This is a genomic window from Mesorhizobium sp. M6A.T.Ce.TU.016.01.1.1, assembly GCF_003997065.1.
GTDB classification, from domain to species: domain Bacteria; phylum Pseudomonadota; class Alphaproteobacteria; order Rhizobiales; family Rhizobiaceae; genus Mesorhizobium; species Mesorhizobium mediterraneum.
The window spans coordinates 67,256-83,535 of sequence record NZ_RZTJ01000006.1 but is presented as its reverse complement, the minus strand read 5'-3'; the positions used below and the strand labels follow the sequence as shown (position 1 = coordinate 83,535).

The 16,280-nt window shown below is 62.1% G+C and carries 19 protein-coding genes; 13 read left to right on the top strand and 6 right to left on the bottom strand.

Annotated features, from left to right (window positions below; all coding sequences use genetic code 11):
- Positions 1-2 precede the first annotated feature (2 nt).
- Complete coding sequence (locus tag EOC94_RS14050; RefSeq protein ID WP_127291175.1) at positions 3-530, bottom strand: GNAT family N-acetyltransferase; 528 nt, start codon at positions 528-530, stop codon at positions 3-5.
- The gene (gene hslV / locus EOC94_RS14045) at positions 520-1,071 is read right to left on the bottom strand and encodes an ATP-dependent protease subunit HslV (protein ID WP_095484490.1); all 552 of its coding nucleotides are present in this window, start codon (positions 1,069-1,071) and stop codon (positions 520-522) included. The genes EOC94_RS14050 and hslV overlap by 11 nt, the downstream gene beginning before the upstream one ends.
- 222 nt (positions 1,072-1,293) lie before the next feature.
- Between hslV and hisB the strand changes: the two genes are divergently transcribed.
- The 13 genes from hisB (at position 1,294) to EOC94_RS34570 (ending at position 10,902) form a co-directional block, all read left to right on the top strand.
- Complete coding sequence (gene hisB, locus EOC94_RS14040) at positions 1,294-1,893, top strand: imidazoleglycerol-phosphate dehydratase HisB (RefSeq protein WP_126104009.1); 600 nt, start codon at positions 1,294-1,296, stop codon at positions 1,891-1,893.
- Between the two features lie 3 nt (positions 1,894-1,896).
- On the top strand, positions 1,897-2,373 hold the full coding sequence (locus tag EOC94_RS14035; protein WP_127291173.1) for a DUF2628 domain-containing protein: 477 nt from the start codon (positions 1,897-1,899) through the stop codon (positions 2,371-2,373).
- Position 2,374: 1 nt separating this feature from the next.
- Positions 2,375-3,025 (top strand): imidazole glycerol phosphate synthase subunit HisH, encoded by a 651-nt coding sequence (gene hisH, locus EOC94_RS14030; protein WP_127291171.1) that lies wholly within the window; start codon positions 2,375-2,377, stop codon positions 3,023-3,025.
- 1 nt (position 3,026) lies between these two features.
- Entirely contained in the window at positions 3,027-3,317 is a 291-nt protein-coding gene (locus tag EOC94_RS14025) for a DUF1330 domain-containing protein (protein ID WP_127291169.1), read from the top strand.
- A gap of 3 nt (positions 3,318-3,320) precedes the next feature.
- Complete coding sequence (hisA, locus tag EOC94_RS14020; RefSeq protein ID WP_127291167.1) at positions 3,321-4,070, top strand: 1-(5-phosphoribosyl)-5-[(5-phosphoribosylamino)methylideneamino]imidazole-4-carboxamide isomerase; 750 nt, start codon at positions 3,321-3,323, stop codon at positions 4,068-4,070.
- On the top strand, positions 4,067-4,903 hold the full coding sequence (locus tag EOC94_RS14015) for an arginase family protein (protein WP_127291165.1): 837 nt from the start codon (positions 4,067-4,069) through the stop codon (positions 4,901-4,903). Before hisA ends, EOC94_RS14015 begins: the two co-directional genes overlap by 4 nt.
- Positions 4,900-5,694, top strand: a complete 795-nt coding sequence (gene hisF / locus EOC94_RS14010) for an imidazole glycerol phosphate synthase subunit HisF (protein WP_185928233.1) — start codon at positions 4,900-4,902, stop codon at positions 5,692-5,694. Before EOC94_RS14015 ends, hisF begins: the two co-directional genes overlap by 4 nt.
- Positions 5,695-5,760: 66 nt before the next feature.
- Positions 5,761-6,087: a phosphoribosyl-ATP diphosphatase gene (locus EOC94_RS14005; RefSeq protein ID WP_127291161.1), complete on the top strand. Its 327-nt coding sequence runs from the start codon at positions 5,761-5,763 to the stop codon at positions 6,085-6,087.
- Between the two features lie 24 nt (positions 6,088-6,111).
- Positions 6,112-7,071 (top strand): type I pantothenate kinase, encoded by a 960-nt coding sequence (gene coaA / locus EOC94_RS14000; protein ID WP_095484481.1) that lies wholly within the window; start codon positions 6,112-6,114, stop codon positions 7,069-7,071.
- 77 nt (positions 7,072-7,148) lie between these two features.
- Positions 7,149-8,156 carry a glycosyltransferase family 2 protein gene (locus tag EOC94_RS13995; RefSeq protein WP_127291159.1) on the top strand — a complete coding sequence of 336 codons (1,008 nt, stop codon included), beginning with the start codon at positions 7,149-7,151 and terminating at the stop codon, positions 8,154-8,156.
- Entirely contained in the window at positions 8,156-8,926 is a 771-nt protein-coding gene (locus tag EOC94_RS13990; RefSeq protein ID WP_127291157.1) for a class I SAM-dependent methyltransferase, read from the top strand. Before EOC94_RS13995 ends, EOC94_RS13990 begins: the two co-directional genes overlap by 1 nt.
- Positions 8,927-8,933: 7 nt before the next feature.
- A complete protein-coding gene (locus tag EOC94_RS13985; RefSeq protein ID WP_127291155.1) occupies positions 8,934-9,332 on the top strand; it encodes a GtrA family protein in 399 nt (132 codons plus the stop codon).
- Positions 9,333-9,429: 97 nt separating this feature from the next.
- Positions 9,430-10,902, top strand: coding sequence for a hypothetical protein (locus EOC94_RS34570; RefSeq protein ID WP_245465567.1), 1,473 nt, complete (start codon positions 9,430-9,432; stop codon positions 10,900-10,902).
- 1,689 nt (positions 10,903-12,591) lie between these two features.
- Here the strand turns inward: EOC94_RS34570 and EOC94_RS13970 are convergent.
- The 4 genes from EOC94_RS13970 to EOC94_RS13955 form a co-directional block, all read right to left on the bottom strand.
- Positions 12,592-13,209 carry an alpha-ketoglutarate-dependent dioxygenase AlkB gene (locus EOC94_RS13970; RefSeq protein WP_127291151.1) on the bottom strand — a complete coding sequence of 206 codons (618 nt, stop codon included), beginning with the start codon at positions 13,207-13,209 and terminating at the stop codon, positions 12,592-12,594.
- 248 nt (positions 13,210-13,457) lie between these two features.
- On the bottom strand, positions 13,458-13,931 hold the full coding sequence (gene lysM / locus EOC94_RS13965) for a peptidoglycan-binding protein LysM (protein ID WP_095484476.1): 474 nt from the start codon (positions 13,929-13,931) through the stop codon (positions 13,458-13,460).
- 115 nt (positions 13,932-14,046) lie between these two features.
- The gene (arfB, locus tag EOC94_RS13960; protein ID WP_077374749.1) at positions 14,047-14,484 is read right to left on the bottom strand and encodes an alternative ribosome rescue aminoacyl-tRNA hydrolase ArfB; all 438 of its coding nucleotides are present in this window, start codon (positions 14,482-14,484) and stop codon (positions 14,047-14,049) included.
- A gap of 128 nt (positions 14,485-14,612) precedes the next feature.
- Positions 14,613-16,223, bottom strand: a complete 1,611-nt coding sequence (locus tag EOC94_RS13955; protein WP_127291149.1) for a phosphoenolpyruvate carboxykinase — start codon at positions 16,221-16,223, stop codon at positions 14,613-14,615.
- Positions 16,224-16,280: the final 57 nt, after the last annotated feature.

Sequence of the window (16,280 nt, the reverse complement as noted above, 5' to 3'; positions counted from 1 at the left end):
TGTTACTGCCCCTCTTCGGCGTCGCCCACTTCGACATCGATTGCCATCAGCAAAACGTCGCCATATTCCGATTGCCTTCGATCGATAGCTCTGAAACCGGCCTTTTCATAGGCGCGGATGGCTCGTCCGTTGGCCGGATCCGGGTCGATGATGACACGCGGCGCCCCTTCCTCGAACAGCTGTTCCACGAATTGCCGCACAATTGCCGACCCGTGGCCGCGTCCGACAAGCTCAGGCCTGCCGATCGACAGATCGATGCCGAGCGTGCCGAACGGCTGGTCGCTATAGGGATGGCCGTCCTCCAGATGCGGGTCGTAGCTCTGCATGTAGCCGATCGGCTCGCCATCGAGCTCGATGATCAGCGGTTCGACGGAAATCGAGTCGATGTGCTCGCGGATTTGCGTGATCTCCGTCTCGGGATCATCCCACCACTCGGCGACATGCGGCTCGGCCAGCCATGCCGCGATCATCGGCAGGTCCGCCTCGGTCACCGGCCGAAAGTCATATGGCACGACCGGCTCAGCCGGCATCGAGCGTTTCGATGACGAAATTGTTGTTGGTGTAGACGCAAATGTCGGATGCAATCTGCATCGCCTTGCGGGCGATCTCCTCGGCATCCTTGTCGCTGTCCATCAGCGCGCGCGCCGCGGCCAGCGCGTAATTGCCGCCCGAACCGATCGCCATGACGCCATGTTCGGGCTCGAGCACATCGCCGGTGCCGGTCAGCGCCAGCGAGACCGACTTGTCGGCGACCAGCATCATCGCTTCCAGCCGGCGCAGATAGCGGTCTGTGCGCCAGTCCTTGGCGAGCTCGACGCAGGCCCGCGTCAATTGCTCCGGATATTGTTCGAGCTTGGCCTCGAGCCGCTCCAGAAGGGTGAAGGCGTCAGCGGTGGCGCCGGCGAAACCGGCAATGACATTGCCGCTTTTGCCAATGCGGCGCACCTTCTTGGCGTTGCCCTTCATGATGGTCTGGCCGAGGCTGACCTGGCCGTCGCCGGCGATCACCACCTTGCCGCCCTTGCGCACCGTCACGATGGTCGTGGCGTGCATGGTCAGTTTATCAGACATTCTCTGCTCCGATCAGCACCGATCCCGAAGGCAATTGGCGCGTTACGAGTGACTTGATCGGCCATATGTATGCATAGGCCCGATGATTGCAAACCGGTCATCTGCCAGGCTCGATATCCCCTGGCATGGCAACTGGCAATCGCCGGATCATGCTGCTAGAAGGCTCTCGTTTTCAAGCACGTGGGCGCTTGGAACGTCTGAACTCTGGACAAGGATGAGGTCATGCCGCCCCGTTCCGCCAACGCAAGCCGCAAGACTGGGGAAACCGACATCTCCGTATCGGTCCAGGTCGACGGCTCGGGAAAATCCGATATTTCGACGGGCGTCGGCTTCTTCGACCACATGCTGGACCAGCTTTCGCGCCATTCACTGATCGACATGACGGTCAAGGCCAAGGGCGATCTGCACATAGACGACCACCACACGGTCGAGGACACCGGCATCGCGCTCGGCCAGGCGCTGGCCAAGGCGTTGGGCGAGCGGCGCGGCATCATGCGCTATGCCTCGATCGATCTCGCCATGGACGAGACGCTGACACGCGCGGCGATCGACGTCTCCGGCCGTCCTTTCCTGGTCTGGAACGTTGCGTTCTCGTCGCCGAAAATCGGCACGTTCGACACCGAACTGGTGCGCGAATTCTTCCAGGCCCTGGCGCAGAATGCCGGCATCACGCTGCATGTCACCAATCACTACGGCGCCAACAATCACCACATTGCCGAGACCTGCTTCAAGGCAGTGGCCCGCGCGCTGCGCGCAGCACTTGAAAGCGACCCGCGCCAGCCAGACGCGGTCCCCTCCACCAAGGGATCTCTGAAGGGATAGGTCATGGCCATCTATGTCGTGATGGAACCGCCCGGCCGCGGCGAAAAGTCTGATATGACGGCCTTTGTCCGTGATGGTTTTTCCTGGCTCGGCTTCCTCGTGCCGCCGCTGTGGCTGCTCTGGCACCGGTTGTGGATCGAGGCAGCCCTGGCCTTTGTCGCCCAGGCTCTCCTTTCGATGCTTGCTGAAGGATTGAGCCTGGGGCTGGCAGGTCCGCTGCTGTCGCTGCTTGTATCGCTCTATGTCGGGCTGGAAGGGCAGGCCTTGCGGATTGCCGCACTGCGCCGCCGTGGCTGGCATGAATGGGGCGTCGTCGAGGCCGACAGGCTCGATGATGCCGATACGCGCTATGTGCTGGAAGCCGAAGCGCATTCGGATGAGCAAGCGCCCGCGCAACGCATCGTTCCCGACGCTGTCCATGCCCGGCCAGCACATATGGGCATAGCGCTAGGGCTGAACCACACGCCGGGAAGACCCTGACATGCGGGTCGCGATCATCGACTACGGCTCGGGCAATTTGCGCTCGGCCACCAAAGCCTTCGAGCGCGCCGCGCACGAAGCCGGCATCGCCGCCGCCATCGACCTGACCGCCGATGCCGAGCGTGTCAGAACCGCCGACCGCGTCGTCCTGCCCGGCGTCGGCGCCTACGCCGATTGCGCGGCCGGGCTGCGCGCTGTGGCCGGCATGTGGGAAGCGGTCGAGGAGGTCGCGATCGTCAAGGGGCGGCCGTTCCTCGGCATCTGCGTCGGCATGCAGCTGATGTCGGAGCGGGGGTTGGAGAAGACTGTTACAAAAGGCTTTGGCTGGATCGCCGGCGACGTCAAGGAGATCGCCCCGGCCGATCCTGCGCTGAAAATCCCGCAGATCGGCTGGAACACCATCGAGCTCACGCACAAGCACCCGCTGTTTTCCGGCATTCCGACCGGCGCCAAGGGACTGCACGCCTATTTCGTTCATTCCTATCATCTTAACGCCAGGAAAGCGGACGACGTGCTGGCGATTGCCGACTATGGTGGTCCGGTGACGGCTACGGTCGCCCGCGACAATCTCGCCGGCACGCAGTTCCATCCCGAAAAGAGCCAGGCGCTTGGCCTGGCGCTGATCACCAATTTCCTGAGCTGGAGGCCCTAGGATGAGCAAGAAAGGCTACTGGATGGCGATGGTCGATGTCCGCGATCCTGAGGTCTACAAGCAATATATAGAGGCGAACGCCGCAGCTTTTGCGAAATATGGCGCGAAGTTTCCCATGCGGGCCGGGCGTCACGCGAACCCGGAAGGGCCGACAGGCAATCGTCATGTCCTGGTGGAGTTCGAATCCTACGACAGGGCGATAGAATGCTACGAATCGCCTGAATACCGGGCGGCTTTGAAGTACAGGCTTGCCGCCTCGACCGGCCACTTCGTCATTGTCGAAGGCGCCTGAACGGTGATCCTGTTCCCGGCCATCGACCTCAAGGACGGCAAGTGCGTGCGCCTGAAGCATGGCGACATGGCGACCGCGACGATCTACAATGACGACCCGGCCGCGCAGGCCAGAGCCTTCGAGCAACAGGGCTTTGAATGGCTGCATGTGGTCGACCTCAACGGCGCCTTCAAGGGCCAGAGCGTCAACGGCGCGGCGGTCGGCGCCATCCTCAAGGCGACGAAAAATCCGGTGCAGCTCGGCGGCGGCATCCGCACCCTGGCGCAGGCCGAGGACTGGCTCGATCGCGGGCTGGCCCGCATCATTCTCGGCACGGTGGCCGTGCGCGATCCCGATCTGGTCAGGCAGGCCTGCAAGGCATTCCCCGGCAGGATCGCCGTCGGCATCGATGCCAAGGGCGGTAAGGTGGCGGTCGAGGGCTGGGCAGAGGCCTCAAGCCTTGGCGTCATCGAACTGGCGAAGAAATTCGAGGGCGCCGGCGTTGCCGCCATCATCTACACCGATATCGACCGCGACGGCGTTCTGACCGGCATCAACTGGGACGCCACCATCGATCTCGCCGAAGCGGTTTCGATCCCGGTCATCGCCTCTGGAGGTCTGGCCTCGATCGCCGACATCGTGCGCATGACCATGCCCGATGCGCAAAAACTCGAAGGCGCCATCTCGGGTCGCGCGCTTTATGACGGGCGTATCGATCCGGCCGAGGCACTGGCGATCCTGGCGGCAGGACCGGAGAAGGCGAGGACGCGATGAAACTCTCGATCATCCTCGCACCCTATGACAGCGGCCTTTACCATGCCGGCTGTGGCCAGGGCCCCGACGCCATCATTGCCGGCGGCCTCGTCGATGAACTTACTTTCCGCGGCCACGATGTCCTCGTCGAGGACATCGGCGAGGTCGGCGATGCCCAGAGACGCGAAATCGCGACGGGCTTCGCGGTTTGCCGGGCAGTCGCCACCAAGGTCGATCTGGCGCGCGACGGTGAGCGTTTTCCCATCGTGCTCGCCGGAAATTGCCTGACCGCCGCCGGTGCGGTGGCCGGCAACGCCGCGGATTCGATTATCTGGGTCGATCAGCATGGCGATCTCAACACGCCCGAGACGTCCGCCTACGGCTTCCTCGACGGCATGGCGCTGGCGACGACGCTGGGGCTCTGCTGGCGTCCGATGACGTCAGCGATTCCCCGCTTCCAGGCGATAGATCCATCGCGGTGCATGCTGGTCGATGCACGCGACCTCGATCCCGATGAAAAGCGCCTGCTGGACACATTGCCTGTCATTCGCACCCAATGCGCCGATGCGCTCGACAATGTCGGAAAGCTGAAGGCGGCCGGCGCGGTTCGGGCGCATCTGCATCTGGATTTGGACGTTCACGATCCGGATGTGCTGCAAGTGAACCGCTATGCGCAGCCTGGAGGCCCAAACCCGGATCAACTGCGGCAACTGGCTTGCGGGTTGGCCAGGTCGATCCCGATTGTCGGCGTCACCCTGTCTGCCTACGACCCGGCATTTGACGCCAAGGGCGAGGTTCCGCCTATCGTCGGGCAATTGCTTGGCGATTTTCTTGCCGCGCTTGAGAGGATTTGATGCTGAAAGCCCGAGTCATCCCCTGTCTCGATGTCAAGAACGGCCGCGTCGTCAAGGGCGTCAACTTCGTCGACCTGGTCGATGCCGGCGATCCGGTCGAGGCGGCAAAGGCCTATGACTCCGCCGGCGCCGATGAGCTCTGCTTCCTCGACATCACGGCTTCATCCGAAAATCGCGAGACGATCTTCGATATCGTCGCCCGCACGGCCGAACAATGTTTCATGCCGCTGACCGTCGGCGGTGGCGTGCGCCAGGTCGCCGACATAAGAAGGCTGCTTTTGGCCGGCGCCGACAAGGTGTCGATCAACACGGCGGCGGTGAAGAATCCCGATTTCGTTGCCGAGGCGGCCGACAAGTTCGGCAACCAGTGCATCGTCGTCGCCATCGACGCCAAGAAAGTATCGGGTGAAGACGAGGCCGATCGCTGGGAGATTTTCACCCATGGCGGCCGCGAGAAGACCGGCATCGACGCAGTCGAATTTGCTCGGCAGATGGTCGATCGCGGCGCCGGCGAGATCCTGCTGACGTCGATGGACCGCGACGGCACCAAGGCCGGCTACGACATTGCGCTCACCCGCGCGGTAGCCGACGCCGTGCGTGCGCCGGTCATCGCCTCCGGCGGCGTCGGCACGCTCGATCACATGGTCGAGGGCATCCGCGATGGCCATGCCGGTGCGGTGCTGGCGGCATCGATCTTCCATTTTGGCACTTACAGCATCGCCGAAGCCAAGGCGCATATGGCCCGCGCCGGGCTGCCGATGCGACTGGACTCAACGGCTGATCGGCTCTAAGCATGACCGCCAGCGGGAACCGGTTTTCGGGAAAGATCATGCTTAAACAAGCAGATAGATGGCGCCATGGCTGAGTTTTCGCTCTCCGATCTGGAGATAATCATCAGGGAACGCGCGCATTCCGGCGATGCGGATTCATGGACGGCAAAGCTGTTCGCGCGCGGCATCGACAAGGCGGCACAGAAGCTCGGCGAAGAGGCGGTCGAAACGGTGATCGCGGCCGTTAGCGGTGACAGACAAGCCCTCGTTTCGGAAAGCGCCGATCTCATCTATCATTGGCTCGTCGTTCTGGGTGTCGCCGGCATTCCGCTTGCCGATGTCCTGACCGAGCTCGAGCGCCGCACCAGTCGTTCGGGCATCGCCGAAAAGGCGTCTCGGCAGGACCGGGGCTGATCGCTGCGGAGGGTAGGAAACTCGATGGACCAGCTCGCCCCCACCGAGAAATATTCGCCCTTTCGTTTTTTCTCGGCGGAGCAATGGTCGCAGTTCCGTGCCGACACGCCGATGACGCTCGGCGCGGATGAGATCCGTCGTCTGCGCTCGCTCAACGACCCTGTCGACCTCGAAGAGGTCAAGCGCATCTATCTTTCGCTGTCGCGGCTTTTGTCGGCCCATGTCGAGGCGAGCCAGCTGCTGTTCAGGCAGCGCCAGGCCTTCTTCAACGCGGTGGATATCGTCAAAACGCCGTTCATCATCGGCATTGCCGGCTCTGTCGCGGTCGGCAAATCGACCACGGCGCGCGTGCTCAAGGAATTGCTGGCGCGCTGGCCGTCGAGCCCCAAGGTCGATCTGATCACCACCGACGGCTTCCTGCTTCCCAACGAAATCCTGCGCCGCAACAACCTGATGGAACGCAAGGGCTTCCCCGACAGCTATGATGTCGGCGCCCTGCTGCGTTTCCTGTCGGGCATCAAATCGGCGCAGCGCAATGTCCGCGCGCCTGTTTATTCGCACCTGACTTACGACGTCATTCCCGGTGAGTTCCAGACCATCGACCGGCCGGACATATTGATCTTCGAAGGCATCAACGTGCTTCAGCCCGGCAAGCTGCCGAAGGACGGCAAGATCGTGCCTTTCCTGTCGGATTTCTTCGATTTCGCCATCTATATCGATGCCGAAGAGGAGCTGATCCATCACTGGTACATCGCCCGCTTCATGCGGCTGCGCGAGACCGCCTTCCGCAATCCGGATTCCTTCTTCCACCGCTATTCGCAACTTTCGCAAGCAGCGGCTCGCGCCATCGCCGAAGGCTTGTGGGCCAACATCAACCTGAAGAATTTGCGCGAGAACATCCTGCCGACGCGAGCCCGCGCCGATCTCATCCTGCGCAAGGGCGCCAATCACCTGGTCGAGGAAGTGGCGCTCAGGAAGCTGTGAAATTCCGAGCCATTCCTTAAAGTCATCTTAACCCAGTCTTTCTATTGTCGAGCCTGATCTGCGGGCTCCGGCAAACAATGAACGCGCCATTCCTTCATATTGATCGACCGGCAGCTGACCGCGTCGCACATCCGGCGAACGGGACCGCCACGATTGCGCTGATCGTGCCGGTGCACAATGAGGAAGGCGCGATCGCGCCATTTCTGAAGGCCGTATGCGAAAGCATCGATCCGCTGCAGGAAAATGGCGTTACCTTCGATCTCATCTTCGTCAATGACGGCAGCAGCGATGCGACGCTCGAACGGCTGATCGAAGCCCGGCAAGCCGATCCGCGTATTCGGGTGATCGACCTTTCACGCAATTTCGGCAAGGAGGCCGCGATGACCGCCGGTCTCGACAGTTGCGATGCCGATGCCGCAATTCCCATGGATGTCGACCTGCAGGACCCGCCGCATGTCATTCCGCTGCTTGTCGAAAAATGGCGCGAGGGTTTCGAGGTCGTTCTGGCCAAGCGAGCCAATCGGTCGAGCGACAGTTTTCTAAAGCAGCGCTCCGCCTCGACGTTTTACCGCGTTCACAACTGGATCGCGCAGCAGAAGATCCCGCACGATGTCGGCGACTTCAGGTTGATCGATCGTCAGGTCATCGAAGCGCTGCGCTCCTTGCCCGAACGCCGTCGTTTCATGAAGGGCCTGTTCGCCTGGGTGGGCTTCCGCACTGCGACCGTCGAATATGTCCGCGATCGGCGCATCGCCGGCCAGTCGAAATTCTCCGGCTGGAGGCTGTGGAACTTCGCGCTCGAAGGTATCACCAGCTTCTCCACCGCGCCGCTTGAAATCTGGACCTATGTCGGCGCGACGATCTCGGCATTGTCGTTTCTCTACGGCCTGCTGATCGTCGCCAAGACGATGATCTTTGGCGCGGACGTGCCAGGCTACGCTTCGCTGCTGGTCAGTGTTCTTTTCCTTGGCGGCATCCAGTTGCTCGGCATCGGCATCATCGGACAGTACCTCGGCAGGGTCTACGCCGAGATCAAGCAGCGTCCGATCTACATCGTGCGTCGCAAATATGAGGGGATGAACTGATGGAGCTCGACGCCTACCGACAGATGGCCGCCACCGAAGACGAGCATTGGTGGTTCTGCGGGCGGCGCGCCATCGCGGAGGCGGTCATTCGCCAGCTCGACCTGCCCGCAAAGGCGCGCATCGTCGAGATCGGCGCCGGCACCGGCGGCAACATCGCGATGCTGGAACAGTTCGGCGCGGTGACGGCGGTGGAAATGAGTGATCTGGCGCGCGAGATCGCCGGGGAAAAGACCGGCCGCGACTTTCTCGCCGGCCATCTGCCGGACAACATTCCTGTCGCGCCGCAAAGTTGTGACCTCATCTGCCTGTTCGACGTGCTGGAGCATGTCGCGGAGGACGAAGCATCGCTGGCCGCAATCCGCCAAATGCTGAAACCAGGTGGCCGCGTCATCCTTACGGTGCCTGCACATCAATGGCTGTGGAGCGCCCACGATGTGGGGCTGCATCACATGCGGCGCTATTCCCGCAATCTGCTGCGTGAGCGCATTGAAAAGGCCGGCTTCACGATCGACCGGCTGAGCTACACCAATGCCGCGCTGTTTCCCGCAGCTGTGTTGGCACGACTGGTTGACAGGCTGCGCAAACCGGCCAGGCCAGCGGGCCACGCGACGCCGCCGAAGCCGGTCAATGCGGCGATGAAGGCTGTGTTTTCGGCGGAGGGCCGTATCGTGCCAAACGCAAGCCTGCCGTTTGGTGTCTCGCTACTGGCCGTGTTTCGTAGGGATGGCGCCGTCGACACCGGTCGCCTCGACGAGAAACTGGCGGCCTGATCGCGCCATGTCGGCTACTGGCTCGTATCGTCGCCTGTCGCGCTTTGCCCTGATCGGGATTGCCTCGACGCTGATCTATGCCGCTTGCGCTTTCCTGCTGTCGCGTGGACAGGCAACGGCGGGCCTGCCGGCAGCGCTCACATCCTTTGCGGCTTACGCCATCGCCGCGCTGTTTTCTTATACCGGGCATAAATATTTCACATTCATCTCTGGCGGCAGCCACGCAATGGAACTGCCCCGCTTCCTCCTGCTCACCGCTTCGGGCCTCGCTGTCGCGGTCGCTCTGCCGGGGCTTTTGACCCAGATGCTCGGCGTCCCTGCTTCAGTCCCGATCCTGCTGACCTGCATTGCCGTGCCGGTTATCAACTATGTCGTCCTCGGGCGCTGGGTGTTTCGTGGTCTCTAGCGCGCGATCCCTCGGTGAACCGCTGCCTGCCATAGGCCGTTTCTCGCGGTTTGTCGGCGGCGCAGGTGCTGCTCCGTCGTTGCTGGTCGGCGTGGTCGTGGCGTATGCCGTCTGGTTATCGACAGTTGTGACGCCGACCAATGTCGATGTGTCATGGCTCCTGGTTGCGTGTGATCGGTTGCTCGGCGGAGAGCGACTGAACACCGACATCATGGAGACCAATCCGCCTTTCTCGATCTTTCTCTACATGCCGTTTATGCTCTTGGAAAAGCTTAGCGGCATACGCGCCGAAGTCTGGCTGACGCTCGGTGTCGTCTGCCTGAGCTTGGCCAGCCTGTTTGTTTCCGCCCGCATTCTCGTCCGCGTCGACCCGATTTACCGACAGCCTAACGCTCTCTGGGCAGCTCCGGTCGCGCTGTTCATGGTCCTGTGTTTCCTGCCGGACCAATTCGGCCAACGCGAGCATTTCGCGCTGATTGCCATTCTGCCCTGGTTGGCATTGCAGTGCGCACGCCAGCGCACGCCGGACTTCGTCGCAGGCTCGACCGTGGAGCGCGTTCTGGCGGGGCTGGGCGCGGCCACCGTCATCATGCTCAAACCACCGCATTTTGCCCTGGCTCTCCTGCTGCCCTCGCTGTGCCTTGCGCTCCAGAGACGGTCTCTAAAGCCGTTCTTCGCCATGGAAAATCTTCTCGGCGCTGCGATCATTGTCATCTATGTGGCTTCCATTGCGATCTTCGATCGTGCCTATTTCAGCGAAATACTGCCCTTCGTCAGGGAGGTGTATCTGCCGCTGAGAGCTTCGGTCGTCGAGATGATGGCAAACTGGCCGAAGATAGTGCTGCTTCTGGCCGCGGCTGTCGTGCTGGCAGCGGGCGACATCAGACAATTGCATTGGGACGTCCGGATTCCGCTCCTGGCCGCTCTCGGGTTCATCCCCGCCTTCGTCGTCATGGGCAAGGGTTGGCCTAACCATGCGCTGCCGATGGTGGTTGTGGCGGTACTTGCATTCGCTGTCCAGCTTCCGCGGTTCGGTGAGTTCCGCGCTGCAGGCTTCGTTCGCAAAGCCGGCTTTGTCTTCGGCTGCGTGTTGGTGCTGCAAATAACGGGTAGAGCACAATACGCTGCGCTGACCGCGGACAACGAGCCGATAGAGCGGTCCGCCGCCACAATCAGAGCCACGATCGAAAACCCGACGATCATGTCGATCGCGGATCGGATGCAGGTGGGCCATCCCCTCACCAGGCTGGTCGGCGGCAAGTTCATGTCGCGTCACCCAGGCGCCTGGGCGGTGTTCAATGCGGAAATACTTGCCCGCAAGGCCGATGAGTACGGACAGAAACGGAAATTTGAAGGGATCCGCGATCGGGTGATCGGCGAATACGCCGCCGAGATATCAACGAAGAAGCCCGACATCGTGCTGTCAGGCTCTCCCTCGTGGACTGCCTTGATGCTGCAGGACAAGCGAATCGCGGTTGCCTTGAGCGACTATCATGTGCTGCACGCCGAGCCGGAGATCACCGTCTTTCTGCACGGCGGCGCGCGCCAGTTGACGCCCGTTTCGAACTAGTTCCGTCCGGACGATTGGCTGATCGAGGGAGAGGCTACAGAGAACATGGTAAGGACTATCCAATCGTTTTATCGGAGAGCACATATGTCAACGTTCCGGGGCAGGACAGCACCGTGAGCGTCGCGAACGAGACTGGCGGCTGGGGCCGGTGGGGCAGTCGGGATTTTGCGGCGTCGCTGCATCCTGGCCGCAATGTCCTTGCGATTGCTGCGCTCACAGTCTTGTCGATCGCCTGTCAGGTGCGCTGGGGAACTATTCCGGATACGAGTTGGCTGATCACCGTCTGCGAGCGGATACTCTCTGGTGAGCGGCTCTACACGCAAATCTACGAGACCAACCCTCCATTCAGCGTATGGCTCTATCTGCCGCCAGTGGCTGCGGCCAGGTTGCTGGGAATCGCCCCGGAAGTCCTGGTTCAGGCCTGGACCTATCTTGCCGCACTTGTCGGACTTTCGTTTTCGGGCGTGATCGTCAAGCGTGCGGGTTTCGCCGAAGCAGCATCACTATTTGCATTGGCGCCAGCTTTCTACGCAATGCTGGTGGTCTTTCCCGGCAACGCCTTCAGCGAGCGAGAGCATATCGGCATAGCGCTTTTCATGCCGCTGCTCGCACTTCATGCCTGGCGCGCGCGCCGAGATGCAACGGCGCAACCAGGCTTGGGTCTTGCAGCCCTTGCCGGCCTGTCGGGCAGTGTTCTGTTGCTGATCAAGCCCTACTACGCGATCATGGTGTTGGCGCCGGCACTGCTCGTCGCAGCACGCCAATGCAGTCTGAAATCGGTTTTCGCTCCGGAGCACTGGGTCATAGGCGGCGTCTGCATCGCTTATTTCGGCGCGGTCACATTGATCCATCCGGAATTCCTGCGCGACGTTTATCCCCTGATGGCGGATGTTTATGCAAAGGTCAGCGTCTTTCTGCCGATTGTGATCGTCTACGGTTTTACGTGGGGCTTTCTCGTATTCCTGACGTGGTGGCTGTGGCCGGCCGGGCGATTTCCGGAGCTGGCGGCGGTAGCGCTGACCGCGTCGGTCGCCGGCATGTTCCCGCTGTTCTACCAGGCGAAAGGCTGGGCCTATCATGCCTATCCCGCCATCTTTTGCGCCGTGGCAGCCATTCTCTGCCTGCTGGCATTGCCCAGGATCGAGCAGCAGCAGCCAAGGCTGTTGTCATTTGTGACGGCACCTTCGCGAGCTTGGGCGCTGGCGGGGGTGGCGATCGCTTTCTTGCCGTACTGGAGCACTCAGAAGCCAGACCCCGCGCTGGTTGCCGCCATTCGCGCCGCGACCGATCGGCCGACCGTCGCGTTGGTCAGCCCGGACATTTCCTCTGGACATCCGCTGAACCGCATGATCGACGGGCAGTTCGTTTCGACCCATGTCAGCGATTGGCTTGGAGCGTTCTCGCTCCGCCTGTCCCAGCAGGCGGTCCTCTCCGGTGACACCGCCGAGGCGACACGTTACCAAGCCATCATGGTGCGCTACGCCGAAAGCAAGCGCGAAGAATTTGAGCGCCTGCGCGCGGATGTCATCATCTTCAAGAAAAACAACACCAACTGGACAAGCCAACTGACCGAGCGTTTTGGCTTTGACGCGATCCTGGCCCGTTACCACGTGCTCGCCGAAGACGGTGCCCTGCGCATCTATCTACGCGATGACTATGTCCGCCCCGGCCCGTTGACGGTCGGGCGCCTCACGTCGGCGTCGTCACCCGCCTCAGCGTCAGATTGATCCGTCCGCCATTCCTGAGCAACGCCGAGGTCGAGGGATAGATGCGGTCGACGCCGTGAAAAGAGAGGCGGCCTTCGCCGCCAAGCACGACGACGTCGCCGCTTTTCAGCCTGAACGATTTTGTGCCGCCTTCGCGCGTGCTTTGGCCGACCCTGAACAGGCAATCGTCGCCCAGTGAGACCGACACGACCGGCGCGGCGAAATCCTCCTCGTCGCGGTCCTGGTGAAGGCCCATCTTCGCGTCCGGCCAATAGAAATTGACCAAACAAGCCTCCGGCGGATGCGGATAGGCAGACACGTCCCGCCACAACTCGAGCAGCACGTCCGGGATTGGCGGCCAGGGCGTTCCGGTCACCGGGTGCGTCGGCTGGTAGCGATAGCCGTGCTCCTTGTCGGTGACCCAGCCGAGCGGGCCGCAATTGGTCATGCGCACGCTCATCTCCTTGCCGGTGCGCGGCATGGCCGGCACGAACAGGGGAGCCTCCTGGACGACCCGTCTCACATCCTCGACCAGCGCTTCCTGCACCGCACGGGACAGGTAGCCGGGCATGTGGCGGACACCTTTGGGCAGAACGAGCATCAGCTTGGTCGCTCCATTAGGTTCATCTGGCGGATAATGCCACCAACAAACAAGAACGGCGACCCGAAAGCCGCCGTTCTTCTCTTGTCGCGATTGCACCGGGCTTAGAGACTGTTTCGAAATTCGCTCTGGCGAGTCATATGGTGGTGGTTTCGAGAACCGGAGCGGAGCGTACTTAAGCACGTGAGCACCGGAAGCGCAGAAAACGCTATCAGATAGCCGCCGGAGTAGAGTTTCCAAACAGTCTCTTAGTCGAGGTCCGGTATGCGCAGGACTTGCCCCGGATAGATCTTGTCCGGGTGGGTCAGCATCGGCTTGTTGGCCTCGAAAATGATCGGGTTCTTCGCACCCTTGCCCTTGCCGTAGCTCTTTTCGGCGATCTTCCAGAGGTTGTCGCCTTTCTTGACCGTGTAGAAGGTCGGTTCCTTGGCCGCGGTAGCGGGCGTGCCGGACTCGGGTGCGGCGACCTGCAATTCGTCTGCCTGCACCTTGGAGACGCCGAGCGTGTTGCCGACGGCGATGACAGCCTTTTCGAAGATCGATTGATCCTTGACCACGCCTTTCAGGACGGCCGTATCGCCTTTGACGACGACTTCCACATTGTCGGTGCCGAGCGCGTGCGAATCGAGCTCCTTCTTGAGCGTATCGGCGGTCGGCTCCGGCTCATCGTCGCCGAAGCCGAGCTTCTTGCCGACGCCCTTGACGAAATCAAACATGCCCATCTGTGGTCTCCCTTGCTGTGGCGAATACAGAACTTGCCATCTGCAACCTTGAATTGGAAGCCGTCTCGACAGCGGGATCGATGTCGCGCCTGCCACATCGTGGACGCACGTCGCTCTAATCGTCGTCCACCCGGCCGCGCAGTTTCTTGATTGTGCCGCGCCCAGCTTTAGTCTTCAGCCGCCTTTCGACCGCGCCTTTCGACGGCCTCGTCTTCTTGCGCGGCGGCGGCGGCGGTTCGGCGGCCTTGGCGACCAGTTCCGCAAGCCGCGCCCGGGCGTCAGCCCGGTTCTGCTCTTGCGTGCGGAAGCGTCCGGCCTCGATGACGATGACGCCGTCCTTGGTGGCGCGTTGGCCAGCCAGCTTTATGGTTCGCTCGCGGACGCGCTCCGACAGGCCCGGCGCATTCGCCGCATCGAAGCGCAATTGCACCGCCGTCGCCACCTTGTTGACGTTCTGGCCGCCAGGGCCGGACGAGCGGATGAAGTCCTCATGCAGGTCATCCGGATGGATCACCGCATCGTCGGCAATGATGATCTTGTCGTCGGCGTTCATGCCGCAGTCATGGCGCGGCAAGCGAAAAAAGAAAAGGCCCGATCCCCGGGGTCGGGCGTTCCCGTTCCCCGGGTCGGGCCTTCCCGATCCCGGTCCGGGCCTTGAGGTGCAGGATATCCGCCCGGCGATTATTCCGCGGCTTCGCGCATGCGCGGGGCGGCGCCGAGCACAATGGCGTCGACATGAGGTTCGAATTTTTCGAAATTGATGGCGAACATGCCGACCAGCCTCGCCGCCTGCAGGTCATAGGCTGATGTGTCGGCCCAGGTCGATCTCGGATCGAGAATGGCGCGGTCGACGCCAGCGACCGCCACCGGCACATCGAAACCAAAATTGGCGTCGGTGCGGAAATCGGCCCCGTTCAGCGAGCCGTCGAGTGCCGCGGCAAGCAGCGCCCGCGTCGCCTTGATCGGCATCCGCTTGCCGGTGCCATAGGCGCCGCCGGTCCAGCCGGTGTTGACCAGCCAGCAATCGACACCGTGATGGGCGATCAGCTCGCGCAGCAGATTGCCGTATTCCGACGGATGGCGCGGCATGAACGGTGCGCCGAAACAGGTCGAAAACGTCGCTTCGGGTTCAGTGACGCCCTTTTCGGTCCCTGCCACCTTGGCGGTATAGCCGGAGAGGAAATGATACATCGCCTGCGCCGGAGTGAGCCGGGCGATCGGCGGCATCACGCCGAATGCGTCGGCGGTCAGCATGATGATGTTTTTCGGGTGACCGGCGCGGCCCGTCTTGCTGGCGTTGGGGATGAAGTCGAGCGGATAGGCGCAGCGCGTGTTTTCGGTGAGACTGCCGTCGTCGAAATCCGGCACACGGTCCGCGTCGAGCACCACATTCTCCAGCACCGTGCCGAAGCGCTGCGTGGTGGCGAAGATCTCCGGCTCGGCTTCGGCCGAAAGCTTTATCGTCTTGGCATAGCAGCCGCCTTCGAAATTGAAGATGCCATCCGGACCCCAGCCGTGCTCGTCGTCGCCGACCAGCGTGCGCGACGGGTCGGCCGACAGCGTCGTCTTGCCGGTTCCCGAAAGGCCGAAGAAAATGGCCGCGTCTCCGCCAGCGCCTTCATTGGCCGAGCAATGCATCGGCATCACGCCCTTCGCCGGCAACAGATAGTTGAGCACGGTGAACACCGATTTCTTCATTTCGCCGGCATAGGAGGTGCCACCGATCAGCACGATCATGCGCGAGAGATCGACGGCGATCACCGTTTCGGTGCGGGTGCCGTGGCGGACGGGATCGGCGCGGAATGACGGCAGGTCGATGATCGTCATGTCAGGCACGAAATGCTCGAGCTCGGCGGCTTCCGGACGAATGAGCAGATTGCGGATGAACAAGGAGTGCCAGGCAAGCTCCGTGACGACCCTGGTCGTCAGCTTCAAGTCCTCGTCGGCGCCGCCGACCAGATCCTGCACATAAAGATCCTTGTCCGCCGCATGGGCGCGAAAATCGGCGAGCAGCGCGTCGAACTGGGACGGCGAAATCGCCTTGTTGTTGTCCCACCACACATGCGGCCCGGTGGTCTCGTCGCGCACGATGAATTTGTCCTTGGGCGAGCGGCCGGTGTGCTGCCCGGTTTCGGCGACGAGCGCGCCATGCGCGGTTGTCCGGGCCTCGCCGCGGCGGATCGCTTCCTCGTAAAGGGCCGCCACGCCGAAATTATAGCGCACCGCGCCCGTGGTTTTCAGGCCGATCCGATCGATCGCCCATGCGGGATTGCGTTTGCCGGCTTCCGACATGAGGGTTCCTTCTTCGATTTGAGCATCCTGGCCGGCGAATTTCCGGAGCCCCCACGA